Below are 24,211 nucleotides of genomic sequence, written 5' to 3'. Positions count from 1 at the left end.
CGCCGCGCACCGACGTGGGAGGATGGATCAGGTATGACGATCACACAAGCCCCAGCACGGCCTCTGCGCATCGGCCCGATCGAGGTCGACGTGCCGGTCGTGCTCGCGCCCATGGCGGGCATCACGAACATGGCGTACCGCCGGCTCTGCCGCGAGTACGGCGCCGGTCTCTACGTCTGCGAGATGATCACCTCGCGCGCACTGGTCGAACGCACCCCCGTGTCGATGCAGCTCATCCAGCACCACGAGTCCGAGACCCCGCGGTCGATCCAGCTGTACGGCGTCGAGCCGAACACCGTGGCCGAGGCAGCTTCGATCCTGGTGGGCGAGGACCGTGCCGACCACATCGACCTGAACTTCGGCTGCCCGGTGCCCAAGGTCACCCGCAAGGGCGGCGGGGCGGCCCTGCCGTGGAAGACCGAGCTGTTCCGCGAACTCGTCACGAAGACCGTGCGCGCCGCGGGGAACGTGCCGGTCACCGTGAAGATGCGCAAGGGCATCGACGAAGACCACCTGACCTACCTCGACGCCGCACGCATCGCGCGGGACGCCGGCGTCGCAGCCGTTTCGCTGCACGCGCGCACCGCGAACGAGCACTACTCCGGGCACGCCGACTGGTCGGCGATCGCGACGCTGAAGGAAGCCGTCACGGACATCCCGATCCTCGGCAACGGGGACATCTGGTCGGCAGCCGACGCACTCCGCATGATCGACGAGACCGGCGCGGACGGCGTCGTCGTCGGGCGCGGGTGCCTCGGGCGGCCGTGGCTGTTCGGCGACCTGGCTGCGGCGTTCCGCGGCGAAGGGATCCGCTACATGCCGACCCTGGGCGAGGTGGCCGACGGGTTCCGACGGCACGTCGAACTGCTCGTCGAGTTCTTCGGGTCCGAAGACCACGGCTGCCGCGACGCCCGCAAGCACGTGGCCTGGTACTTCAAGGGGTACCCGATCGGCAGCGACGTGCGGTCCGGTCTCGCGCTGGCGTCGAGCCTGCAGGAGATCGACGACCTGCTCGGCCAGCTCGACCGCGACGCACCGTACCCGGGCGAGGGCGCCGAGGGCCCCCGTGGTCGCTCCGGCAACCCGAAGCGCACCGCCCTGCCCGACCGCTGGCTCGAGTCCCGCGACGTCGACAGCGAGTTCCGCAAGGTCCTCGCCGCCGCCGAGCTGCACCACAGCGGCGGATGAGCGCCACCGCCTCGTACGGCCCGGCCGACGCCGAGCGCTGGCTCCCCGAAGAGCACGGCAACCGCCGATCGGACTTCGCCCGTGACCGCGCCCGGTTGCTGCACTCCAGCGCGCTGCGCCGCCTCGCCGCCAAGACCCAGGTGCTCAGCCCGACGACCGGTCTCGACTTCGCCCGCAACCGCCTGACCCACTCGCTCGAGGTGGCGCAGGTCGGTCGCGAGCTCGCGGACTCGCTGGGCCTCGACCCCGACGTGGTGGACACCGCGTGCCTGGCGCACGACATCGGCCACCCGCCCTTCGGCCACAACGGTGAGACCGCCGTCAACGCCTGGGCCGCCGGCATCGGCGGGTTCGAGGGCAACGCGCAGACGCTCCGGCTGCTCACCCGGCTCGAGCCGAAGGTGTACGGGCTCCGTCCGGGGTCGGGCGCCGCTGCCGGGGCTGGCGCGGGGGCTGGCGCTGGCGTCGAGCGTCCCTTCGGGCTCAACCTGACGCGCGCGTCGCTCGACGCCAGCTGCAAGTACCCGTGGCCGGCTGCGCAGGGCGTCTCCGAATCGTCATCGGGTCGGACCAAGTTCGGCTTCTACGACGACGACCACGACGCCTTCGAGTGGCTCCGTGCCGGGGCGCCCCGGCGGCAGCGGTGCATCGAGGCGCAGGTCATGGACCTGTCCGACGACATCGCGTACTCGGTGCACGACTTCGAGGACGCCGTCGTCGCCGGGTTCATCGACGTCGCGGCGCTCGGCGACCGGGTCGGCGAGAACGACATCGTCACCGCGATGCACGCGTGGGTGGGCGACGACCTGAGTCGTGAGGAACTGCTCGAGGCGTTCGACCGCCTCCGTGCCCTGCCGCTCTGGATGACCTCGTACGACGGGTCCCGGCGCGACGCGGCACACCTGAAGAACCTGACCTCGCAGCTGATCGGCCGCTTCGCGCGGACGGCGACGGCCGCGACCCGCGAGTCCTACGCCTCCGGGTCCCTGGTCCGGTTCGCGGCGTCCGCGGTGACACCGCCCGAGATCATCGGCGAGATCGCGGTCCTCAAGGGCATCGTGGCGGCGTTCGTGATGACGCAGGGCGACCGGCAGCCCGTGTACGAAGACCAGCGTCGGATCCTGACCGAGCTGCTCGACGCCCTGGCGGCGTCGGGTGCGTCGGACCTCGAGCCGGGCTTCGCGGCCGACTGGCGTGCGGCGTCCGACGACGACGGGCGGCTCCGCGCCGTGGTCGACCAGGTCGCGAGCCTGACGGACCAAGGGGCGATCGCCTGGCACCGTCGGTTGGTCGTCGGCGAGCGGGAAGCCGTCCACATACCGGTGTGAGCGGGGCCTCGGCGGTTCGTCCACGTCGCGGGGCCGCGGTCGGCCTCGGTGGCTCGTCCACGTCTCGGGTCCGCGGTCGGCCGAGGTCGGTCCCACGAACTAGGATCAGAGGGTGGCTGGCAGGATCGCGCGGAACGACATCGACGAGGTCCGCTCGCGTGTCAACATCGCCGACGTCGTCGGCGACTACGTCACGCTGAAGAACGCGGGCGTCGGCTCGATGAAGGGGCTCTGCCCCTTCCACGACGAACGGTCTCCGTCGTTCCACGTCCGGCCCCAGGTCGGCCGGTACCACTGCTTCGGGTGCGGCGAGGACGGCGACGTCTTCAGCTTCATCATGGCGCAGGACCACACCACCTTCGCCGAGGCCGTCGAGCGCATGGCCGCGAAGATCGGCTTCACCCTGCACTACGAAGAGGGCGACGGGCCGCGCACCGACTACAACACCCGCGCCCGGCTGATCGCCGCCAACGAAGCCGCGCTCGAGTTCTACACGGCGCAGCTCACCACCGCCGCGGCCGACCCCGCACGGCGGTTCCTGGGGGAACGCGGGTTCGACCCCTCGGCGGCGCAGCACTTCGGCGTCGGCTTCGCCCCGAAGTCGTACGACATGCTCAAGGACCACCTGCGCGGTCGGGGCTTCACGCTCGAGGAACTCACCTCGGCCGGGCTCGTCAGCCAGGGCGACCGATCGCCGTACGACCGGTTCCGCGGGCGCCTCATGTGGCCGATCCGCGACGTCACCGGGGCGACGATCGGGTTCGGTGCCCGTCGCCTGCTCGAGGACGACAAGGGGCCGAAGTACCTCAACACGCCCGAGACCCCGATCTACCACAAGAGCCAGGTGCTCTACGGGCTCGACCTGGCCCGCCGCGACATCTCGAAGCAGAAGCAGGTCGTGATCGTCGAGGGCTACACCGACGTCATGGCCTGCCACGTCGCCGGCATCACCACCGCGGTCGCCACGTGCGGCACCTCGTTCGGCGTCGACCACATCAAGGTGCTCCGCCCGATGCTCGGTGACCTGGCCGGCGCCGACCCGAACGCCAACGGCGAGGTCGTCTTCACCTTCGACCCGGACGAGGCCGGGCAGCGTGCCGCATCCCGCGCCTTCGCCGAGGAACAGCGGTTCGCGGCGCAGACCTTCGTCGCCGTGGCCCCCGGTGGCCTCGACCCGTGCGACCTCCGGCTCGCCCGCGGCGACGACGCCATCCGCCGTCTGATCACGAACAAGCGCCCGATGTTCGAGTTCATGATCCGCCGCACGTTGGAGGGCCACGACCTCGAGACGGTCGAGGGCCGCGTCAGTGCCCTCCGCGCCGCCGCGCCCGTGCTCGCCGGCATCCGCGACCGCTCGCTCACGCAGGGGTACGTCCGCGAGCTCGCCGGCTGGCTCGGAATGGACATGCCCGAGGTCCGTCGATCGGTCGAGACCGCGCGTCGGCGTGCGGGGTCGACGGACGATCGGTCAGGAGGCCCGGGGCGCGACGGTCGCGCCGGTCACGCCACCGACGGGGCCGGTGTGGTCGAGGAGCCCGTCGCCGGGATCCGCTCGCTGCCGAACGACCCGATCAGCCGCATGGAGCGCGACGCCGTCATGGCGATGGTGCAGCAGCCGACCTCGGTCGGAGCGCCGCTGCTCGGGCTCGCCGCCTCCGCCACGTTCTCGGCGCCGATGCTCGCCGTCGTGCGGGACGCCGTGGTCGCCAACGTCGACGTCATCGGGGCGGGGGACTGGCTCGACCGGTTGCTCGCCGACGTGCCGACCCCGTTGCGCACCCTGACGCACGAGCTGGCCTTGGCACCGATCCCCGCGCGCAACGCCGAGGACCTCGCCGCGTACTGCCGGAGCATCGTCGTCGCCCTGGTCGAGCGCGACCTGCTCGCCCGCAAGGCCTCGTTGCTCGGACAACTGCAGCGTGCGGACCCGCACGAGCAGGCCGAGCGGCGCGCCGAGATCCAGCGGCAGCTCGTGGACATCGACGCGCAGCGCATGCGGCTCCGCGCCGACGCCGAGGCGTCCTAGCCCCTCGCCGCCCGAGTGCCGGGCGCCTGGCGCGCGGCCGTGTTGGGCGTCGAGTGGTCGCAAGGCGTCGGCTGGCCGGGGTTCGGCCGACGGGACGTGACCGCTCGGGGAGGGACGGGCGGTGTGTCGTGACCGGTCGGCGGGCGCGAGGGACGGGGCCGACGCGGGGCGAGCCTCCAGGCCGGACGTGCCGCGTGTTGGGCGTCGAGTGGTCGCAAGTCGTCGACTGGCCGGGGTTCGGCCGACGGGACGTGACCGCTCGGGGAGGGACGGGCGGTGTGTCGTGACCGGTTGGCGGGGGCGACCACCCAGGTTGCAGCGCGCAACATTCGTGTGCGGCGCGCCGGGTCGATGCGCACGGATGATGCATCACGCGACGGGTGCTTGCATTACAGCGGTGTAAACAAATCGCTCCCGGTTCGATCTGTTCCGTGACAGGGTGATACCAATGAGCGTTCCTGGCCGGGCACACAGACGTACCACCCGCCGGCCAGGACACTTGCACCCATCTTCAAGAGAGGCATCGAACATGGCATCCGTGTTCAAGAAGCACACAGCCACGTGGGGCAGGCGCGGCATCGCGCTCGGCGCCGGAGCAGCAGCGACGGCGCTGGTGCTGACCGGCTGCGCGAGCAGCAGCGTGAGCGACACCGAGCTGAACGGCCTGAGCATCGGGACGACGGACAAGATCACGTCCCTCGACCCGGCCGGCTCCTACGACAACGGCTCCTTCGCCGTGCAGAACCAGGTCTTCCCGTTCTTGATGAACACGCCCGTGGGCAGCCCGGACGTCGAGCCGGACATCGCCACGAAGGCGGAGTTCACCAGCCCGACCACGTACGAGGTCACGCTCAAGGACGGCCTCGAGTTCGCCAACGGCAACAAGCTCACCTCGAGCGACGTGAAGTTCTCGTTCGACCGCGAGCTCAAGATCAACAACGAGAACGGCCCGCAGTCGCTGCTGGCCAACCTCAAGAGCATCGACACCCCGGACGACACGACCGTGGTGTTCAACCTCGACCACGCCGACCAGACCTGGCCGCAGGTGCTCTCGAGCCCCGCCGGCCCGATCGTCGACGAGGACGTCTTCAGCGCGACGAAGCTCACCAGCGCCGACGACATCGTCAAGGGCAAGGCGTTCGCCGGGCAGTACCAGATCAGCTCCTACAAGGAGAACCAGCTGATCCAGTACAAGACCAACCCGAAGTACGACGGCCTGCTCGGCAAGGCGAAGACGTCCGAGGTGACGGCCAACTACTACACCAAGGAGACCGACCTCAAGCTCGCCGTGCAGAAGGGCGACGTCGACGTGGCGTACCGCTCCCTGACGCCGACCGACATCTCGGACCTGCGCAAGGACGACAAGCTCAAGGTCACCGACGGCCCCGGCGGCGAGATCCGCTACGTGGTCTTCAACTTCAAGACGCAGCCGTTCGGCACCGGTCAGGACGACGCCGACAAGGCGAAGGCCCTCGCCGTCCGCCAGGCCGCTGCTGACGTGGTCGACCGTGCCGCCCTGGCGAAGGAGGTCTACAACGACACCTTCACGCCGCTGTACTCGATGGTGCCGGACGGCCTCACCGGTGCGGTCCAGCCGTTCAAGGACATGTACGGTGACGGCGACGGTGGCCCCGACGTCGACAAGGCGAAGAAGACCCTCGCCGACGCCGGTGTCTCCGGCAAGGTGCAGCTCGACATCCAGTACGCGCCCGACCACTACGGTTCGGCCTCGGACGACGAGTACGCGCTGCTGAAGACGCAGCTCGAGGACTCGGGCCTGTTCACCGTCAACATCCAGTCGACGGTCTACACGACCTACGCCCAGGAGCGCACGAAGGACGCGTACCCGGAGTACCAGCTCGGCTGGTTCCCGGACTTCTCCGACGCCGACAACTACCTGTCGCCGTTCTTCACCAAGGAGAACTTCGTCCAGAACCACTACGACGACTCGGTCATCCAGGACCTCATCGCGAAGGAGCAGGCGGAGTCCGACCCGGACAAGCGTGCCGACCTGATCGAGCAGGCCCAGGAGCGCGAGGCATCGCAGATCTCGACGCTGCCCCTGCTGCAGGGCAAGTCCGTCGCCGTCGCCGGCAAGGACGTCAAGGGCCTGACCCTCGACGCCTCGTTCAAGTTCCGGTACGCCACCCTCAGCAAGTAGCACCACGCCCCTCGCGCAGGCCGCGGGCGTTCCCACGAGGAACGCCCGCGTGCCTGCGCACCGGCATGAAAGGCACCCCTCCCCGTGACCCTGAGCACCCCCGAGGCGACCCAGGACGTGAACGGCACCGATCCGACCAAGCCGCAGGCACAACGTCGTGCCAAGAGCAGTGGCGGCGGACTCGGCCGGTACGTCCTCGTCAGGTTCCTCCTCATCATCCCGACCGTCTTCATCCTGGTGACGCTCGTGTTCTTCCTGATGCGCGTCATCGGGAACCCGATCACCGCGTCGGTCGGCGGCCGACTCACCCCGACGCAGCTGCAGGAACGCCTGCACGCCGCCGGGTACGACCGTCCCGTGCTCGTGCAGTACTTCGAGTACCTCGGCGGCATCCTGCGCGGTGACTTCGGCAACGCGTCGACCGACAACCGGCCGATCACCGAGATCATCCTGCAGTACGGCGGCGCGACCGCCGAGCTCGTCTTCTACGCCCTCATCGTCGCGCTCGTGCTCGGCATCCCGCTCGGCATGCTGGCCGCGTACACGCGCGACAAGTGGCCCGACGTGCTGCTCCGTGCCCTCGCGATCCTGACGTACGCGACCCCGGTGTTCTTCGGCGGTCTGCTGCTCAAGCTCGTCTTCTCGGTGTGGCTCGGCTGGCTGCCGCTCGGCGACCGCGCGTCGACCAGGGTGGAGCTCATCCTCGACGGCATCCCCGGCGCGAGCGGCATCTACATCATCGACGCGCTCCGGACCGGCAACGCGGCGGTCATCGGCGACGTGCTGCAGCACGCCGTCCTGCCGGCGCTGACCCTCGGGCTGCTGACAGCCGGCATCTTCCTGCGCCTGGTGCGCGCGAACATGATCGGATCGCTCGGCTCCGAGTACGTCGACGCGGCCCGCTCCCGCGGCGTCCGCGAGTCGCGGCTGGTCCGGACGCACGCGTTCCGCCCCGCCCTCGTGCCGATCATCACCGTGATGGGCCTGCAGATCGCGATGCTGCTGGGCGGTTCGGTCCTGACCGAGACCACCTTCGGGTGGCGCGGCCTGGGCTTCGAGCTCAACCAGTACCTGTCGGCCCGCGACTTCGTCGCGGTCCAGGGCATCGTCGCGATGCTGGCGGTGATCGTCGCGGTGACCAACTTCATCGTCGACGTCGTCGCCGCCCTGATCGACCCGAGAGTGAGGTTCTGACGATGGCCGACACCACCCTCGTCGACCGCCACGAGCCGCTCTGGAAGCGGCTGCCCGTGGTGGTCCAGCTCCGCAAGAGCACCGGCTGGCAGCGCGCCATGCTCATCGTCGGCGTGGTCATCTGCGCCCTGTACCTGCTCGTCGCGGTCTTCGCGCCGCTCCTGGCCCCGTACGGCTTCGGCCAGCTGCAGGGCGCGGACGGCGAGAGCTTCCCACGTACCGGCGCACCGAGCGCCGAGCACGTCTGGGGCACCACCGTCGGCGGGTTCGACGTGTTCAGCCGGGTGATCTACGGGGCCCGGACCGCGGTCCTCGTCGTGATCGTCGCGGTCGTCGTGTCGATCATCGTGGGCGTCCTGCTCGGCCTGGTCTCCGGCTACCTGGGCGGCTGGCTCGACCGGGTCCTCGTCGTGGTCGCCGACGCGATCTACGCGTTCCCCTCGCTGCTGCTCGCGATCGTCGTGTCGATCGTGATCTCCGGTGGCAACTCGAGCTACTCGGGCGGCATCATCGCGGCGGCGATCTCGATCACCGTCGTCTACGTGCCGCAGTACTTCCGGGTGGTCCGTGCCGAGGCCGTGCGCCTGAAGAACGACGCGTTCGTCGAGTCGGCGCGCGTGATGGGCACGAACCCGTGGCGCATCATGATCCGCCACGTGCTGCGGAACTCGACGAGGTCCCTGCCGCTCATCCTGACGCTCAACGCCAGCGACGCGATCCTGACCCTGGCTGGCCTCGGCTTCCTCGGGTTCGGCATCGGGCCGACGTCCGGCGCCGAGTGGGGCTACGACCTGAGCCGTGCGCTGTCCGACGTCGCGAGCGGCGTCTGGTGGACCGGTGTCTACCCGGGTGTCGCCATCGTGGTGCTCGTGCTCGGTGTGACGTTCATCGGCGAGAGCCTCAACGACATCTCCGATCCCCGTCTGCGTGCGCGCCGACGGCTGAAGCAACTGGTGTCCACGCGCGACGCGCGCGACACGGCAGCACGCGCGGAAGGAACCGGCGCATGACGAACGCAGCAGTCACCCAGGACGAGCACGCACCCGTGGTCGTCGTCGACGACCTCACCGTCACGTTCGCCACCGACGGCGGCGCCGTCGACGCGGTGAAGGGCGTCAGCCTCGACGTCCGTCCCGGCGAGGTCCTCGCCCTGGTCGGCGAGTCCGGATCCGGCAAGTCCGTCACGGCTCGCGCCATGCTCCGGCTCATGCCCGAGACGGCGACGCTCGGCGGCGCGGTGCTGCTCGACGGCACCGACGTCGTCACCGTCGGCGCGCAGAAGCTCCGCAGCCTGCGAGGGACCGCCGGTGCGATGGTCTTCCAGGAGCCGTCGACCGCGCTCAACCCGGTCTTCACGGTCGGGTGGCAGATCGCCGAGGGGCTGCGCGCCCACGGCGGCATGTCCAAGAAGGAAGCGCGGGCGAAGGCCATCGACTACCTCGGCCGCGTCGGCATCCCCGACCCCGAGACCCGCGTCGACCACTACCCGCACCAGTTCTCCGGCGGCCAGAAGCAGCGGGTCGTCATCGCGAGTGCCCTGGCCCTCGAGCCGTCGGTGATCATCGCCGACGAGCCGACCACGGCGCTCGACGTGACGGTGCAGGCCGAGATCCTCGACCTGCTCCGCCGCTGCCGCGACGAGTTCGGCACGGCGATCGTGATCATCACCCACAACATGGGCGTGGTGGCCGACCTGGCCGACCGCGTCGCCGTCATGTACCAGGGCGAGATCGTGGAAGAGGCATCGGCGACGGACCTCTTCGCGCGTCCGCAAGCCGACTACACGAAGCGGCTGCTCGCGGCGGTGCCCCGACTCGAGGCGTCGACGGGCACCGCCCGCCGCGCCGCGATCACCGAGGACGTCACCCCGCTGGTCGAGGCGAAGGGGCTCGAGATCGAGTACCCCGGACGCCTCGGCTCGCCCGCGTTCCGCGCCGTGAAGGGCGTCGACCTGGCGATCCGTCCCGGCGAGGTCCTCGGGCTGGTGGGGGAGTCCGGCTCCGGCAAGACCACGATCGGTCGCGCCATGGCCGGACTGACGAAGGTCACCGGCGGCTCGCTGAAGGTCCTCGGCGCCGAGATGCTCGGCTACCGGGAGCGTGAGTTCAAGCACCTGCGCAAGGACATCGGGTTCGTGTTCCAGGACCCGGCGACGTCGTTCAACCCGCTGCTCACGATCGCCGAGTGCGTCGCCGAGCCGCTGGTCGTCCACAAGGAGGTCTCGAGTCCGCGTGCAGCACGGGCGCGGGTCGACGAACTCCTCGAGGCGGTCCAGCTGCCGAAGGCGTACGGCGACCGCTACCCGCACGAGCTCTCCGGTGGGCAGCGCCAGCGTGCCTCGCTCGCCCGGTCGCTCGCGCTCCGACCGAAGCTGCTCATCGCCGACGAGCCGACGAGTGCGCTCGACGTGTCGGTGCAGGCCCGCGTGCTCGAGCTCTTCCTCGAACTCCAGCAGGACCTGGGCTTCGCCTCGCTGTTCATCAGCCACGACCTGGCGGTCGTGGGCGCGCTGTCCGACCGGATCGCCGTGCTCTACCGCGGCGACCTGGTCGAGGTGGGCACGACGGCGCAGGTCCTCGGCGCCCCGCAGCACCCGTACACGCAGCGCCTGCTGGCGTCGCTCCCGGTGCCGGACCCTGCGGAGCAGGCCGAGCGACGGCGTACGCTGGAGCAACTGGAGAACGCCGGGTCCTGACCCGACGTCACCCGCCCAGGAGGCCCGTCCTGCGTCGTCGACGCACGCCGGGCCTCCTGGACGGTCGGCTCCACAGCTGTACGCACGACGGTCCTGCCAGCGCGGTCCGTCGCGAACCGCCGCCAGGGGGCGGCGTGGAAGGGGACCCATGATCGCGGTCAACGGACCGGCGGTCGTCGCGGACGACGTGTCGATCGAGTACCGGGGCGGACGGGGGTCCGAGTCGATCCGAGCCGTCGACGGGGTCAGCCTGACGGTGCGGCAGGGCGAGATCCTCGCACTGCTCGGTGAGTCGGGGTCGGGCAAGTCGACCTTCGCCGCCGCGATCGCGGGGCAGCTCGGGTCGCACGGCGAGGGTGACGGTGCGCTGCGCCGGCACATCGTCGGGGGCGAACTGACCGTCCTCGGCCAGAAGACCCGCGGGCTGCGCGGTTCGTCCCGCAAGCTCGAGCGGTTGAGCGGCCGGATCGGCTACCTGCCGCAGGACGGCGCCGACCGGCTCAGCCCGGACCTCACCGTCGGCGAGGCCATCGCCGAGCCGATCTACCAGCGCGACCGCCGCTTCGACCGCAAGGAGGCGGGCCTGATCGTCGCGCGCCTGGTCGACGCCGTGCACCTGCCGCTCGGCGTGATGCGGCTGAACACCTGGGAACTCTCCAGCGGGCAGCGGCAGCGCGTCGCCCTGGCGCGGGCCCTCGTGCTCGAACCCCAGCTCCTGGTCGCCGACGAACCCGCTCGCGGCGTCGACGTGCTCGTGCGCCAGTCGGTGCTCGAGGCCCTGGCGACCCTGCAGCGCAACCGGCAGTTCTCCGCCGTCGTGGTGTCCAGCGACCTGCGCGAAGCCGGCGCCCTGGCCGACCGTGTCGCCGTGATGGCCGATGCCCGGCTGGTCGGCCTCGGCACCTTCGACGAGGTCCTCGACAACCCCGTCGACCCCTACGTCAAGACCCTGGCGGCGACCGCGGCCCGCGGCGTGAAGCGTCGCCCGGCGCCCACCACCCCGCGCCGCTCGACGGCGCCACGCCGACCGGTCGCCGCCGGCACCGGCCCCCGCACGGACCGACAGGAGAACCCGTGAGCACCGCCACCCGAGGCCACCGCGCCGTCGTCCCCACCTCCGGCGCCCCGCTGCCGATCGACGCGCCCCAGCCCGGCCCCGTCGCCGTGCTGCCGGAGCCGACCGACCTGCACGTCACCGCGGTGACCGAGGCCGGCGGGACCGTCGCGCCGCTCGACGCGGACACCCGCGGGCTCGTCTGGCTGGACCCCCGCGACCCGTCCGGCCTGGCGGACGCGCTCGACGCCGCTCCGGGGATCGGCTGGGTGCAGCTGCCGTTCGCCGGGGTCGACGCCTTCGCGCACCTCATCCAGGAACACGGCGACCGCGTGCTCTTCACCTCGGCGAAGGGCGCGTACGCGGAGCCCGTCGCCGAGCACGCCCTGGCGCTGACGCTCGGGACGCTGCGGGTCCTGCAGAAGCGCGCTCGTACACACTCGTGGGCGACCGAGCCCGAGGGCGTGTCGCTCTACGGCCGGAACGTCGTCGTCATCGGCGCCGGCGGGATCGCGCTCGAGTACATCCGCCTGCTCGCCCCGTTCGACGTCGACGTCACCGTGGTGCGTCGCTCGGCCGACCCGGTGGACGGCGCATCGCGCACCGTCACCACCGACCAGCTCGATCACGTCCTGCCGGACGCCGACGTCGTGATGATCGCAGCGGCCATGACCTCGGGCACCGCGAAGCTCTTCGGCGAGCGGCAGTTCGCGATCATGAAGCCGTCCGCCCGGCTCGTCAACATCGCCCGCGGGGGACTCGTCGACACCGACGCGCTGGTCGAGGCCCTGCGCACCGGTGCGATCGCCGCCGCAGGGCTCGACGTCACCGACCCCGAGCCGTTGCCCGACGGCCACCCGCTCTGGTCCGAGCCCGGCGCGGTCATCACGCCGCACCAGGCGGACACCCCGGAGATGGTCGCGCCGTTGCTCGCCGAGCGGGTGCGACTCAACACCACGGCGTTCCTCGACGGCGGCGGCGAGGGCTTCGTCGGCGTCGTCGACCCGGTCGCCGGGTACTGAGGGACGGCGCTGCACCGGGGTCCGCACCGCGGCGCGCCCGGGCGGCGTGTCCGATGCGGTGAGGGGCCCTGCGGTGCTGCTATGCTGTTACCCGTTGTTCGCACGACATTCGCCAGCGGACAGTGATCCTCGATAGCTCAATTGGCAGAGCAGCCGGCTGTTAACCGGCAGGTTGTTGGTTCGAGTCCAACTCGGGGAGCAACAGACCCCCACCCGCTCGGGTGGGGGTCTTCTGCGTTTCGGCACTGCTCGGTGCTTGCTGCACGGTGCTTGCTGTTAGCGTTCACAGGTGCACCGATCCCGTCCGCCCCGCGCCGTGCTCGTCGGCGCGCTGCTCGCGGCGGTCATCGCGCCCGTGCTGGTCGGGTGCAGCGGTGCCGGACCGGACACCGATTCGTCGGAGGAACCCACCAGCTCGGAGACCGGGCTCGGTTCGGGCGCCTCGCCGGTCGTGTTCGCCTTCGTGTGCGACGACGGCGACCGCGAGACCTACACGACGTACTCGGCGGTGTGGGAGGACGAGCGGACCTCGTGCACCGCGAAGCGGCTCACGGGCTCGGTGCCGTCGACGCAACAGCAGGCCGCGGTCGACGCGACCCGCGGTGACGCCACCCTCGTCGAGCTCGCGAGCACCTGCGCCGTGACCGGCACGGACCCGTGGACGTCGGCCGTGGCCGACGACGGCGCAGCGCACGTCGCCGCCGGCCTCCTGCAGTACTGCCCGGGGCACCCGGAGACCGACCACCTGCGCGACGCGCTGTCGACGTACCGGAGCTGAGCCGGGCCTCCTGGCCGTCAGCCCTCGGGGTGGTCGCGACCCGGCAGCCACGACTGGCCGGGGCCGCCCCAGCTGTTCTTGCGGATGGCCTTGGCGACGTGCTTGGCGTAGGGGTGCACCAGGCGGTCGGCGTAGAGCCAGCCGTCCAGGTGGTCGTACTCGTGCTGGAAGATGCGCGCGAGCCAGCCGTCGGCCCGGACCTCGAACGGTTCGCCGTGCTCGTCGAACGCGCGGAGCAGTGCGCTGCCGGAGCGTCGGAGCGGGAAGCGCTCGCCCGGCACGGACAGGCAGCCCTCGGACTCGTCGTCCTCGTCGAGCTCGTCGACCGACTCCGGGACCGGCGGGCTGATCCAGAGGACGGGATTCACGGCGGCGGCACGGTGCAGGACGTCGTCGTCGTCGGTGTACGAGTACACGAACAGGCGCTTGCCGACGCCGACCTGGGGTCCGGCCAGCCCGACGCCGGGGGCGAGGTCCATGGTCTCGAACATGTCGGCGACGAGGGAACGGAGGTCGTCATCGAACTCGGTGACCTCGGCTGCACGCTCGTGCAGGACGGGTTCGCCGGTGATGCGGATCGGGAGAACGGCCATTCACCCAGGTTATCCGGCGGTGGACGGTAGCCTCGACGCGTGACGACGGACCTCCAGTTGCCGGACGCAGTGAACCTCACGCCGTTCCAGGCGCTCATGATCCCCGTGGCGCTCATCGGTGCGGTGTTCCTGTCGCTGGGAGCGCAGTTCCAGAGCCGGGGCGTGCAGCGGGTCGAGGCGCGGCTGGGGCGCCAGTCGAAGGGACTGAGCGTCCGGCACGTCGTCGGGCTGGTCTCGAGCGGCTACTGGGTGCTCGGCACGCTCATGCTCGGCATCGCCGTCGTGCTGCAGCTCATCAGCATCACGTACGCGCCGCTCATCGTCGTGCAGCCGCTCGGGGCGGTCGCGCTCGTGATCACCACGTGGTTCTCCTCCCGGTCGTCGGGTGTGCCACTGGGCCGTCGGGCGAAGCGTGCGGTGTGGACGTGCATCATCGGTGTCGCGATCTTCGTCGGCATCGCGGCGTTCGTCGGGCACGAGAGCGCGATCACCCGGCAGCAGCTGGTGACCGTGTTGATCATCCTGGCCGTGGTGCTCGTGCTGGTGCTGGTGTCGTTCCGACTCGTGGCCAAGCACAAGAGCGCGCTCTACTACATCGTCGGCGCGGGCATCCTCTACGGGTTCGTCGCGACGCTCGCCAAGGTCGTGCTCAACCGGTTCGTGAACGGCACGTTCGACTGGTTGACGGTCCTGGCGATCATCGGGGTGGTCGTCGCGGCGTCGCTCGGCGGGTACTTCGTGCAGAACGCGTACTCGGCCGGTTCGGCGGACCTCGTCATCGCGGGGCTGACCGTGATCGACCCGATCGTCGCCGTCGGGATCGGCGTGGTCGTCCTCGACGAAGCATCCGGGGCGCCGTGGGGTGCGGTCGCCGGGTTCGTGGTCGCGGCCGGCATCGCCATCACCGGGGTGTTCCTGCTCGCCAAGCACCACCCGCAGACCCGCGCCTGACCGCGCCGGCCGCGGGGGCCGCGCGGGCCGCGTCACCCCGCGGTACCACGGGGTCCTCCGCGCGGCTGACGCGGCCGCCGAACCAGGTGCGGTACCGTCGGCAGTCCGACCAGCAATCGCCCACGAGAGGACGACGCCAGCCGTGTCAGGAGACGTCACCACCGCCACCGCCGAATCGACGGGTGCGACGGGCGGACACCGACCCTTGCGCATCCTGATCGCCGCGGACACCTTCCCGCCGGACGTCAACGGCGCCGCCACCTTCGCCGAGCAGCTCGCCGTCGGCCTGGCCGAGCGCGGGCACGAGGTCCACGTCGTCGCCCCGGCCTCGAGCCGCAACTACGGCACCTTCGACGAGGAGCACCAGGGCGTGACGCTCGTCGTGCACCGCCTGAAGTCGTACAAGTGGCCGCTGCACGCCTGGCTCCGTTTCGTGTGGCCGTGGAGCGTGAAGAAGTGGACCGGCCCGATCCTCGACGCCGTGAAGCCCGACGTCCTGCACATCCAGTCGCACGTCGTCATCGGCCGCGGGATCGTCCCCGAGGCGAACGCGCGCGGCATCCGGGTCGTCGCGACGAACCACTTCATGCCCGAGAACCTGCTCGAGTACACGCCGTTCGGCAAGTGGACGCTGCCCATCGCGCTGAAGATCGCGTGGAGCGACGCCGCGAAGACCTACCGGCTCGCCGACACCATCACGACGCCGACGAACCTGGCCGCCGACTACCTGCGCAAGGCCATCGCCGGGCAGCGGGTGCTCGCGATCTCGTGCGGGATCGACGCGTCGCGGTACGTCGCGCGCGAGGGGCGTCCGGTGGGCAACGACATCGTGTTCGTCGGCCGCGTGGCGCCGGAGAAGAACCTCGACGTGCTCGTGCGCGCCGTGGCGCTGCTGCCCGGTTCGCTCGCGGCGACCCTGACGATCGTCGGCGACGGCGAGATGATCCCGAAGCTGAGCGCCCTGGCGAAGGAGCTCGGGCTCGAGGACCGCGTCCGCTTCCTCGGGTTCGTCTCGGACGAGGCCAAGCGCACGGCCCTGACCAACGGCACGGTGTTCGCGATGCCCTCCACCGCCGAGCTGCAGAGCATCTCCTCGCTCGAGGCCATGGCGTCCGGGCTGCCGGTCGTCGCCGCCGACTCGATGGCGCTGCCCCACCTGATCGACGGCAACGGGTACCTGTTCACCCCCGGCGACGAGCACGACCTCGCCGCCAAGCTCGAGGCGGTGCTCACGGCGTCGGACGCGGAGTACACGGCCATGCGGGAGCGCAGTACGGCCATGATCGAGGCACACGACATCAACCGCACGCTCACGACGTTCGAGGCGCTGTATCGTGGGGAACCGGTGGCCTGACGGTCGTCGAGGGGCGGTAGCCAAGCTGGTCAAGGCAGTCGGCTCATAACCGAACGATTCGCGGGTTCAAGTCCCGCCCGCCCTACGTGCACCTGCCGAGAAAGCGCGACACACCGCAGCAAGAGGACCACAGCCCGACGCCGAACGTGACGTTCGAGGTGACCCGTGGCGGCACCGGCGTGCGCGTCAACGCCTTCCGCATCGGGTTCATGGGTGCCATCGGTGTGCTCGTCGCGCTGCTCGCCGGCACCATCATCGGCGAGCTCAGCACCGTCCTCGTCTACATCGGGGTCGCGCTGTTCCTCGCGCTGGGCATCGACCCGCTGGTGTCGTTCCTCGAGCGGATCATCCCGCGGTGGGCTGCGATCACGATCGTGGTGGTGGGCGTCCTCGGGGTTTTCGCCGCGGTCGTCTTCGCGGTCGTCCCGATCCTGGTCGAGCAGGCGACGAACCTCATCCAGAACTTCCCCGAGGTCGTCGACGACATCTCGAAGCAGCAGTGGGTACAGGACCTGTCGAAGCAGTTCGCCGGGTCGTTCGACATCGACCACGCCCTCGAGTCCGTGCAGTCGTTCGTCGAGAACCCGGGCAACCTGCTCAGCGTCGGCGGCGGGATCCTGGCGGTCGGCAGCGGCATCCTGTCGGGGCTCACCGGCGTGCTCATCGTCCTCATCCTGATGCTCTACTTCCTCGCGTCGATGCGGGGCATGAAGCGCGCGGCGTACCGGTTCGTGCCGGCGTCCCGCCGCGAGAACTTCATCGACGTCAGCGAGCAGATCACGCAGGCGGTCGGTCGGTACGTCGTCGGCCAGGTGTCGCAGGCGCTCATCAACGGCATCCTGAGCCTGGTGTTCCTGCTCATCATCGGTGCGCCGCTGCCGGTGCTGCTGGCGTCGTTCGCGTTCCTCGGCTCGCTCATCCCGCTCGTCGGCACCCTCGGCGCCGCGGTCGTCATCTCGTTGCTCTGCCTGTTCGCGTCGCCCGCCACAGCACTCGCCGCGGCGATCTACTACCTCGTCTACATGCAGGTCGAGGCGTACCTCATCTCGCCGCGCATCATGTCGCGTGCCGTGCAGGTGCCCGGTGCCCTCGTGGTCATCGCCGCGGTGGCCGGAGGCACGATCGGCGGCGTGCTCGGCGCCCTGGTCGCCCTGCCCGTCGCCGCGTCGATCATCATCATCGTGCAGAAGGTCATCTACCCGCGCCAGGAGCAGGCGTGACGGACGCCGCCCCCGGCTTCGCCGACCACGTCGCCGAACGTGATCGTTGGGCACGCGGTCCTCGTGGCCCGCTGGCCCTCGTGAACGCCCAGCACGTCGACCACCCGCAGCCGGTGTGGCCGGTCCCCGGCACCTGGGCGCCCACGGTCGGCGGCCTCACGGTGACCGCTGCCGCCACCGACGGCGTCGTCGTGGACGGCGTCGCGGTCGACGGCACGGTGCTCGTCGCCGGTGACACCGCGGTGGTCCCGTCCGCCGTCGCGTTCCCCGACGGCTTCGCGGGCACCGTCTCCGGTTCGACGCTGCGCGTCTGGGACCCCGCCGCGGAACCGATCCAGCGCTTCGCGCGCATCGCCCGGTTCGACCGGTCCGACGACTGGGTGCTCTCCGGCACGTACGTCCCGCTGGCCGCCGGTGCGGGCGACGGCCAGGAGGCCCGTGGCAGCGTCCTCGACGCCGCCGGCGACGCCCTGCCGGTCGCCGGGCACATCGAGACGGCCGTCGACAGCACGACCGTGCGGTTCGTCGCGGTCCGGTCTGCGGCGTTCCGGGGAGCTCCGCGACTGCAGCTGATCGTGCAGGACACCACGAGCGCCCTCGCCGAGGACGACCCCGGCAGCACGTACTCGATGGGCCGCTTCCTGTACCTCGACGACCCCGGCACCGCGGGCACGGTCGAGCTCGACTGGAACCTGCTCGTGCTGCCGCCCTGCGCGTTCTCGTACCAGTTCGCCTGCCCGATCCCGCCGGCCGAGAACCGCGTGCCCGTGCCGATCACGGCGGGGGAACGGCACCCCGTCGACTCCGCAGGCACCGTCCTGCACTGAACCGGATCGCGCTCGGCGGGGTCCTTGCCGTTCCCAGCCGGAACGCTGCATAATGGGCGTGTCCTGTCGGGACATCACAATCGCATACCGAATGGTTCCGTGGCTCGCAGCCGCTCGGATCCTCCGCACCAGGTCGATGGGGAAGTCGCACCTGACGTATCGGAGGAACCGTGAACGGAACGACGACAGGAGTGCTCTACGTGCACTCCTCACCCCGCGCGCTCTGCCCGCACGTCGAATGGGCAGCAGGTCGCGCGATGAACCGTGCCGTGAACTTCTCGTGGCTCGACCAGCCGGCACAGGACGGTGCCCGGCGGACCGAGTTCACCTGGACCGGTGCGGTCGGTGCCGGTGCCGCGATCGCCTCCGCGCTGCGCGGCTGGGAGCACCTGCGCTACGAGGTGACCGAGGAACCGACGACCGAGTCCGACGGCGGCCGCTGGATGCACACGCCCGACCTCGGTGTCTTCTACGCGCAGACCGACGTGACCGGGAACATGGTCATCCCCGAGGACCGCGTCCGCTACGCCATGGAGGTCGCGGGGAGCAACGCGCTCGAACTCCACCGTGAGCTCCGGCTCGCGCTCGGACAGGCCTGGGACGACGAGCTCGAGCCCTTCCGCCACGCGGCCGAGGGCAACCCCGTCGTCTGGCTGCACCGCGTCGGCTGAGACTCGGGCCGCGCTGGCCGAGTCTCGGCCTGTGCGACAGTCCTCGCGGCCCGCCGCGCGGGAGGTGTCGCGCACTGCGAGACTCGTGCCGGGCACTCCGACCGGCACCGGAACGACGGAAGCCCGCCCCGACGACGCGGGACGGGCCTCCTGGCAGGGTGCGACGGATCAGACGCTGCGGAACGCGACCACGGCGTTGTGGCCGCCGAAGCCGAACGAGTTGCTCACCGCGAGCAGGTCGCCGTCGGGCAGTGCGCGCGGCTCGCGCGCGACGTCCATGACGATCTCCGGGTCCTGGTCGTTGAGGTTGATCGTCGGCGGCGCGACGCGGTTGTGCAGCGCGAGGACCGTGAACGCGGCCTCGATCGCACCGGCACCACCGAGCAGGTGGCCCGTCGACGCCTTGGTCGCCGACACGACGATGTCGTCGAGGTGGTCGCCGAAGACGCGACGCATGGCGTGGTACTCGGCGACGTCGCCGACCGGCGTGGAGGTGGCGTGCGCGTTGACGTGCACGACGTCTTCGCGGCTCGCACCGGCGTGGTCGAGCGCCTGCAGGACCGCACGGGCGGCTGCGCTGCCCTCGGGGTCCGGTGCCGTGATGTGGAACGCGTCCGAGGTGATGCCGGCGCCGGCGACCTCGGCGTAGATGGTCGCACCGCGGGCCTCGGCGTGCTCCTTCGACTCGAGGATGAGCGCCGCGGCGCCGTCACCGAGGACGAAGCCGTCACGGGTGACGTCGTACGGACGCGACGCGGTCTCGGGGGAGTCGTTGCGGCGCGACAGGGCCTGCATCGCCGCGAACGCAGCCAGGGGCAGCGGGTGCAGTGCGGCCTCGGCGCCACCGGTGATGACGATGTCGGCGTCACCGTCGGCGACGTGGCGGTACGCCTCGGCCAGGGACTCGGTCGACGAGGCGCAGGCCGACAGGTAGGTGCGGGCGCCGCCACGGGCGCCGAACTCCATCTCGATGGCAGCGGCCGGACCGTTCGCCATGAGCATGGGGACCGTCATCGGCAGGACCCGACGCGGGCCCTTCTCGCGCAGGGTATCCCAGGCGTCGAGCAGGGTGTTCACGCCACCGATGCCGGTCGCCCAGTCGACGATGAGGCGCTCGGGGACGACGGACTCGGCGTCGATGCCGGCGTCGGCCCACGCCTCACGTGCTGCGACGAGCGACAGCTGCGACGAGGGGTCCAGGCGCTTCGACTCGGGGCGGGTCAGCTGGTCGGTGAGGAACCGACGTGCCTGGCCGGCGAACTCCACGGGGAGTTCGAGCTCGGCGTAGCGCGGGTCCTCGATGCGGGTGATGCCGGACTTGCCGGCGAGCAGCGCGTCCCACGTTTCCGGGGCAGTCGCGGCGAGGGGTGAGATCGCACCGATCCCGGTGACGACGACGGTCTTCTTGGTCATGGAACGACGGTTCTTTCGTTGGGGAACAAGATGAGCGCCGCGGCCGACGGTGACCGCTGGCCGCGGCGCTCAGGAAGCTCGTGTCAGGCCTGGGCCTTGACGATGTAGTCGACCGCGTTGCCCACGGTCTTGAGGTTCTTGACCTCTTCGTCCGGGATCTTCACGTCGAACTTCTCTTCGGCGTTGACCACGATGGTCATCATCGAGATGGAGTCGATGTCGAGGTCGTCCGTGAAGGACTTGTCGGCGGCGACGGTGTCGGTGGCGATACCGGTCTCGTCGTTGATCAGCTCGGCCAGGCCGGCGAGGACTTCTTCGTTGGACAGGGCCATGAGTTTCTCCTTGAGGGGGGTGTCGTTTGACCGTGGACCAGCCTAGGGCACGCAGCGTGCTCGCGCCCGGAGACTCGTCGGGGTGGTCGCTGGTCGCGCGGGATGCGCGGCCGGGTGGGTTCGGGTTCGCCGGGTGGCTGGGCTCGCGATCGCCGGGTGGGCTCAGGGCAACACGACGACCTGGGCACCGAACACGAGCCCGGCACCGAAGCCGATCTGCAGGGCGAGCCCGCCGGACAGCTCGGGGTGTTCCTCGAGCAGACGGTGGGTGGCGAGCGGGATGCTCGCGGCCGAGGTGTTGCCGGTGGTGGTGATGTCACGGGCGATCGTGACCGACTCGGGCAGGCCGAGCTGCTTCGCGAACTCGTCGATGATGCGGATGTTCGCCTGGTGCGGCACGAACGCCGCGAGGTCCTCCGGTCGGACACCGGCGGTCTCGAGCGCTTCGCGGGCGACCTTCACCATCTCCCACACGGCCCAGCGGAAGACTGTCTGGCCCGCCTGGCGCATGGTCGGGCGGGGCGCGCCGGCCTCCCACTCGTTGTAGGTCGCCGTCATGCCGATGGCGTCCCACTTCGAGCCGTCCGAGCCCCAGATGGTCGGAGCGATGCCGGGGAAGTCGCTCGGGCCGACGACGGCCGCGCCGGCACCGTCACCGAGCAGGAACGAGATCGAGCGGTCGGTCGGGTCGACGACGTCGCTGAGCTTCTCGGCACCGACGACCAGGACGTGGTCGGCGAGGCCGGACTTGATGAACGAGTCGGCCTGGGCGATGCCGTACGCGTACCCGGCACAGGCGGCACTGATGTCGTACGCGGCGGCGGGCGTCGCGCCGATCCGCTCGGCGAGCAGCGACGCCATCGACGGGGTCGCGACGGTGTGCGTCACGGTGCTGACCAGCACGACACCGATCTGGTCGGGGGACAGGCCGGCCTTCTCGATCGCCTCGCGCGCGGCGGTCTCGGCGAGGTCGACGGCCTCGACGTCCTTGCCGGCACGCTTGCGCGTGATGATCCCGGTGCGCTGGCGGATCCACTCGTCGGACGAGTCGATCGGGCCGACCAGGTCGTCGTTCGGCACCACGTTCTCGCCGCGGGCGGCGCCGAAGGCCAGGATGCGGGTGAACTCGTGGCCGCGGCGCTGGGAGAGTGCGGGACGTTCGGTCATGCGGTGGCGTCTGCTTCCTGGTCCGCGCGCTGCAGCAGGTCGATCGCTGCGGGCAGGTCCTCGGGGGTCTTGATGGCGACGGACGGCGTGCCGCGCAGGCCGCGCTTGGCGAGCCCGACCAGGGCGCCGGCCGGCGCGAGCTCGATGATGCCGGTGACGCGGGCGGCCGCGAACGACTCCATCACGGCGTCCCAGTGCACGGGGCTCGCGATCTGCTGGACCATCGAGTCGACGAAACGGCGACCGTCCTCGACCCGTGAACCGTCCGCGTTGGTCCAGATCGGCAGGGTCGGGTCGTGCACCGTGGCGGCTGCGGCGACCGGGGCGACGCGCTCGACGGCGGGGGCCATGAAGTGGGTGTGGAACGCACCGGCGACCGCGAGCGGGATCACGCGGGCCTTGGCGGGCGGGTCGGCGACGAGCGCGGCGATGCCGGCGGCCGTACCGGCGACGACGGTCTGGCCGCCACCGTTGTGGTTCGCGGGGACGAGCCCGTGGGACTGCAGTGCTGCGGCGACCGCGTCGGCGTCGCCACCGAGCACAGCGGCCATCGAGGTCGCTTCGAGGGCAGCGGCGTCCGCCATGGCCCGGCCGCGCTCGGCGACGAGCGACACGGCGTCGGTCGGCTCGAGGACCCCGGCGACCGCGGCGGCGGTGAACTCGCCGACCGAGTGCCCGGCGACCCCACCGACGAGCGCACGGCGGCCGTCGGCCAGCAGTGCGTCGGCGGTCACGAGACCGGCGGCGACGATGAGGGGCTGCGCGAGTGCGGTGTCCTTGATGGTGTCGGCGTCCGACGTGGTGCCGTGTGCGGCGAGGTCCACCCCGATCGACTCGGACCACTGCCCGACACGTTCACGAACGGCGGCGTCCTCGAGCCAGGGGGCGAGGAAGCCGGGGGTCTGGGAGCCCTGTCCGGGCGCGACGACGACGATCACCGGACAATCCTGTCGCTCATGCACCGCGGGGCCCGTGTGGGCTTCCCACACGAAACCCCGCGTGACATTGTCGGTTCCCTACCGGCGTGGGGTGATCCGGCGACGACCCGTGGCCGATTCGGACATCGCGCCGAGGATCAGGGCCGACTGCACGATCAGGGCGTCCCGAGCGTGCGTGGCGTCCCACCCGATGATGTCCGCGACGCGGCGCAGGCGGTAGCGGACGGTGTTCGGGTGCACGAAGAGCTCGCGCGCCGTGGCCTCGAGCGACCGCCCGGTGTCCAGGTAGCACCACAGGGTCTGCAGGAGCTCGGTGGACTGGTCCTTGAGCGGCACGTAGATGCGCTGCACCAGGGCGGACCGGGCGAGCGGGTCGCCGGCCAGCGCGCGTTCGGGCAGCAGGTCGTCGGCCAGCGCCGGACGGGGGACCCCGCGCCATGCCCGTGCGACGGCGAACCCGGCGAGGGCTGCCTTCGCGCTGGTCGAGGCGTCGACGACTCCGGGGACCTCGTTGCCGAGCACCAGGTGGCCCTCGCCGAACAGCGGCTCGAGCGCCTGCGCGATGGCCGTGAACGAGACCGGGTCCTCGCCCTCGGGCACGTCGTCCCGCGGGGTGGAGCGGCCGATCACCACGACGAGCCGCGAGCCCTGCACCCCGACGAGCACGTCGGCGTCCATGTGGCGGGCGGTGCGGCGGACCTGGTCGACCTCGAGCTGCTTCGGCGCCGTGCCGACGAGCACCGCGACCTCACCGTGCCCGTGCCACCCGAGGGCCGCGATGCGGGACGGCAGCTCGTCGTCGTACTCGCCCGACAGGATCGAGTCGACCACGAGCGCTTCGAGTCGGGCGTCCCACAGCCCGCGGGCCTCGGCCGCCCGGGCGTAGACGTCCGCCGCCGCGAAGGCGATGTCCCGCGAGTACTTCAGGATTGCTTCCTGCAGCATCTCGTCGTCGGCGGCGCGTTCCTCGACCACCGTGACGACCACGCGGATGAGCTGCAGGGTCTGCTGCAGGCTCACCGAGCGCAGCAGCTCACGCGGGGCTGAACCGAAGACGTCGGCCGCGGCGATCCACGGCGTCGACGCGGTGCCCTCGAGCCAGCTGATGAACGAGGTGATGCCCGCCTGGGCGACGAGGCCCACGGCGGAGCGCCGCCCCGGCGGCATCTCGCTGTACCAGGGGAGGGTGTCCTCGAGCCGCTTGATCGTGGCGGTGGAGAGTTCTCCGGACACCTGACGGAGCCAGGAGAGCGCCCGCTCGCGCGCGCTCTCCTGGCTCTGGGCCTTCGACAGGCCCTC

The 24,211-nt window shown here is 70.9% G+C and carries 21 protein-coding genes and 2 tRNA genes; 17 read left to right on the top strand and 6 right to left on the bottom strand.

Features of this window, described 5'->3' with window-relative positions; all coding sequences use genetic code 11:
- Positions 1-33 precede the first annotated feature (33 nt).
- From dusB to ABH929_RS09250, 11 genes are all read left to right on the top strand, one after another.
- The gene (dusB, locus tag ABH929_RS09300; protein WP_404560968.1) at positions 34-1,188 is read left to right on the top strand and encodes a tRNA dihydrouridine synthase DusB; all 1,155 of its coding nucleotides are present in this window, start codon (positions 34-36) and stop codon (positions 1,186-1,188) included.
- Entirely contained in the window at positions 1,185-2,516 is a 1,332-nt protein-coding gene (locus ABH929_RS09295; RefSeq protein WP_404560967.1) for a deoxyguanosinetriphosphate triphosphohydrolase, read from the top strand. The genes dusB and ABH929_RS09295 overlap by 4 nt, the downstream gene beginning before the upstream one ends.
- Positions 2,517-2,628: 112 nt before the next feature.
- Complete coding sequence (gene dnaG / locus ABH929_RS09290; protein WP_404560966.1) at positions 2,629-4,542, top strand: DNA primase; 1,914 nt, start codon at positions 2,629-2,631, stop codon at positions 4,540-4,542.
- A 529-nt stretch (positions 4,543-5,071) separates the two neighbouring features.
- Positions 5,072-6,703, top strand: a complete 1,632-nt coding sequence (locus ABH929_RS09285; protein WP_404560965.1) for an ABC transporter substrate-binding protein — start codon at positions 5,072-5,074, stop codon at positions 6,701-6,703.
- Between the two features lie 117 nt (positions 6,704-6,820).
- Positions 6,821-7,897: an ABC transporter permease gene (locus ABH929_RS09280; protein ID WP_205464439.1), complete on the top strand. Its 1,077-nt coding sequence runs from the start codon at positions 6,821-6,823 to the stop codon at positions 7,895-7,897.
- A gap of 2 nt (positions 7,898-7,899) precedes the next feature.
- The gene (locus ABH929_RS09275; RefSeq protein WP_205462249.1) at positions 7,900-8,907 is read left to right on the top strand and encodes an ABC transporter permease; all 1,008 of its coding nucleotides are present in this window, start codon (positions 7,900-7,902) and stop codon (positions 8,905-8,907) included.
- A complete protein-coding gene (locus ABH929_RS09270; protein WP_404560964.1) occupies positions 8,904-10,592 on the top strand; it encodes an ABC transporter ATP-binding protein in 1,689 nt (562 codons plus the stop codon). The genes ABH929_RS09275 and ABH929_RS09270 overlap by 4 nt, the downstream gene beginning before the upstream one ends.
- 148 nt (positions 10,593-10,740) lie before the next feature.
- Positions 10,741-11,670, top strand: a complete 930-nt coding sequence (locus tag ABH929_RS09265) for an ATP-binding cassette domain-containing protein (protein ID WP_205462250.1) — start codon at positions 10,741-10,743, stop codon at positions 11,668-11,670.
- Positions 11,667-12,668 (top strand): D-isomer specific 2-hydroxyacid dehydrogenase family protein, encoded by a 1,002-nt coding sequence (locus ABH929_RS09260; protein WP_404560963.1) that lies wholly within the window; start codon positions 11,667-11,669, stop codon positions 12,666-12,668. Before ABH929_RS09265 ends, ABH929_RS09260 begins: the two co-directional genes overlap by 4 nt.
- A gap of 126 nt (positions 12,669-12,794) precedes the next feature.
- Positions 12,795-12,867 (top strand) — tRNA-Asn (locus ABH929_RS09255).
- A gap of 90 nt (positions 12,868-12,957) precedes the next feature.
- Positions 12,958-13,446, top strand: coding sequence for a hypothetical protein (locus ABH929_RS09250; RefSeq protein WP_205462251.1), 489 nt, complete (start codon positions 12,958-12,960; stop codon positions 13,444-13,446).
- A gap of 17 nt (positions 13,447-13,463) precedes the next feature.
- Here the strand turns inward: ABH929_RS09250 and def are convergent, their stop codons facing one another.
- Positions 13,464-14,039 carry a peptide deformylase gene (def, locus tag ABH929_RS09245; protein ID WP_404560962.1) on the bottom strand — a complete coding sequence of 192 codons (576 nt, stop codon included), beginning with the start codon at positions 14,037-14,039 and terminating at the stop codon, positions 13,464-13,466.
- Positions 14,040-14,078: 39 nt separating this feature from the next.
- Here def and ABH929_RS09240 point away from each other — a divergent pair, with 39 nt between their 5' ends.
- From ABH929_RS09240 to ABH929_RS09215, 6 genes are all read left to right on the top strand, one after another.
- Positions 14,079-14,990: a DMT family transporter gene (locus tag ABH929_RS09240; protein WP_181437562.1), complete on the top strand. Its 912-nt coding sequence runs from the start codon at positions 14,079-14,081 to the stop codon at positions 14,988-14,990.
- A gap of 142 nt (positions 14,991-15,132) precedes the next feature.
- Positions 15,133-16,344 (top strand): glycosyltransferase, encoded by a 1,212-nt coding sequence (locus ABH929_RS09235; protein WP_404560960.1) that lies wholly within the window; start codon positions 15,133-15,135, stop codon positions 16,342-16,344.
- A gap of 10 nt (positions 16,345-16,354) precedes the next feature.
- A tRNA-Ile gene (locus ABH929_RS09230) sits at positions 16,355-16,429 on the top strand.
- A gap of 7 nt (positions 16,430-16,436) precedes the next feature.
- Positions 16,437-17,564, top strand: coding sequence for an AI-2E family transporter (locus ABH929_RS09225; RefSeq protein ID WP_404561125.1), 1,128 nt, complete (start codon positions 16,437-16,439; stop codon positions 17,562-17,564).
- Positions 17,561-18,391 (top strand): DUF1684 domain-containing protein, encoded by an 831-nt coding sequence (locus ABH929_RS09220; protein ID WP_404560959.1) that lies wholly within the window; start codon positions 17,561-17,563, stop codon positions 18,389-18,391. The genes ABH929_RS09225 and ABH929_RS09220 overlap by 4 nt, the downstream gene beginning before the upstream one ends.
- Before the next feature lie 170 nt (positions 18,392-18,561).
- On the top strand, positions 18,562-19,062 hold the full coding sequence (locus tag ABH929_RS09215) for a DUF3145 domain-containing protein (RefSeq protein ID WP_235035923.1): 501 nt from the start codon (positions 18,562-18,564) through the stop codon (positions 19,060-19,062).
- 168 nt (positions 19,063-19,230) lie between these two features.
- Here ABH929_RS09215 and ABH929_RS09210 read toward each other — a convergent pair whose 3' ends face one another.
- The 5 genes from ABH929_RS09210 to ABH929_RS09190 form a co-directional block, all read right to left on the bottom strand.
- Positions 19,231-20,475 (bottom strand): beta-ketoacyl synthase, encoded by a 1,245-nt coding sequence (locus ABH929_RS09210; RefSeq protein WP_123292578.1) that lies wholly within the window; start codon positions 20,473-20,475, stop codon positions 19,231-19,233.
- Positions 20,476-20,558: 83 nt separating this feature from the next.
- Positions 20,559-20,807 (bottom strand): acyl carrier protein, encoded by a 249-nt coding sequence (locus tag ABH929_RS09205; RefSeq protein WP_017886710.1) that lies wholly within the window; start codon positions 20,805-20,807, stop codon positions 20,559-20,561.
- Between the two features lie 162 nt (positions 20,808-20,969).
- Entirely contained in the window at positions 20,970-21,974 is a 1,005-nt protein-coding gene (locus ABH929_RS09200; RefSeq protein ID WP_111085698.1) for a beta-ketoacyl-ACP synthase III, read from the bottom strand.
- Positions 21,971-22,912 carry an ACP S-malonyltransferase gene (locus ABH929_RS09195; RefSeq protein WP_404560958.1) on the bottom strand — a complete coding sequence of 314 codons (942 nt, stop codon included), beginning with the start codon at positions 22,910-22,912 and terminating at the stop codon, positions 21,971-21,973. Before ABH929_RS09195 ends, ABH929_RS09200 begins: the two co-directional genes overlap by 4 nt.
- A 78-nt stretch (positions 22,913-22,990) precedes the next feature.
- Positions 22,991-24,205, bottom strand: coding sequence for a CdaR family transcriptional regulator (locus tag ABH929_RS09190; protein ID WP_111085717.1), 1,215 nt, complete (start codon positions 24,203-24,205; stop codon positions 22,991-22,993).
- Between the last annotated feature and the right edge of the window lie 6 nt (positions 24,206-24,211).

Origin of the sequence: Curtobacterium sp. AB7, from assembly GCF_044909335.1 — a bacterium.
In the GTDB taxonomy this organism is placed as follows: domain Bacteria; phylum Actinomycetota; class Actinomycetes; order Actinomycetales; family Microbacteriaceae; genus Curtobacterium.
The sequence above is the reverse complement of the archived record's forward strand: the minus strand, read 5'-3'. Positions and strand labels throughout refer to the sequence as shown.

Excerpts from the sequence above, each read along its gene's own strand:
- ABH929_RS09200 (WP_111085698.1), bottom strand. The coding sequence starts at position 21,974 with ATGACCGAACGTCCCGCACTCTCCCAGCGCCGCGGCCACGAGTTCACC.
- ABH929_RS09270 (WP_404560964.1), top strand. The coding sequence starts at position 8,904 with ATGACGAACGCAGCAGTCACCCAGGACGAGCACGCACCCGTGGTCGTC.
- dusB (WP_404560968.1), top strand. The coding sequence starts at position 34 with ATGACGATCACACAAGCCCCAGCACGGCCTCTGCGCATCGGCCCGATC.
- ABH929_RS09210 (WP_123292578.1), bottom strand. The coding sequence starts at position 20,475 with ATGACCAAGAAGACCGTCGTCGTCACCGGGATCGGTGCGATCTCACCC.
- def (WP_404560962.1), bottom strand. The coding sequence starts at position 14,039 with ATGGCCGTTCTCCCGATCCGCATCACCGGCGAACCCGTCCTGCACGAG.
- ABH929_RS09285 (WP_404560965.1), top strand. The coding sequence starts at position 5,072 with ATGGCATCCGTGTTCAAGAAGCACACAGCCACGTGGGGCAGGCGCGGC.
- ABH929_RS09265 (WP_205462250.1), top strand. The coding sequence starts at position 10,741 with ATGATCGCGGTCAACGGACCGGCGGTCGTCGCGGACGACGTGTCGATC.
- ABH929_RS09295 (WP_404560967.1), top strand. The coding sequence starts at position 1,185 with ATGAGCGCCACCGCCTCGTACGGCCCGGCCGACGCCGAGCGCTGGCTC.
- ABH929_RS09205 (WP_017886710.1), bottom strand. The coding sequence starts at position 20,807 with ATGGCCCTGTCCAACGAAGAAGTCCTCGCCGGCCTGGCCGAGCTGATC.
- ABH929_RS09275 (WP_205462249.1), top strand. The coding sequence starts at position 7,900 with ATGGCCGACACCACCCTCGTCGACCGCCACGAGCCGCTCTGGAAGCGG.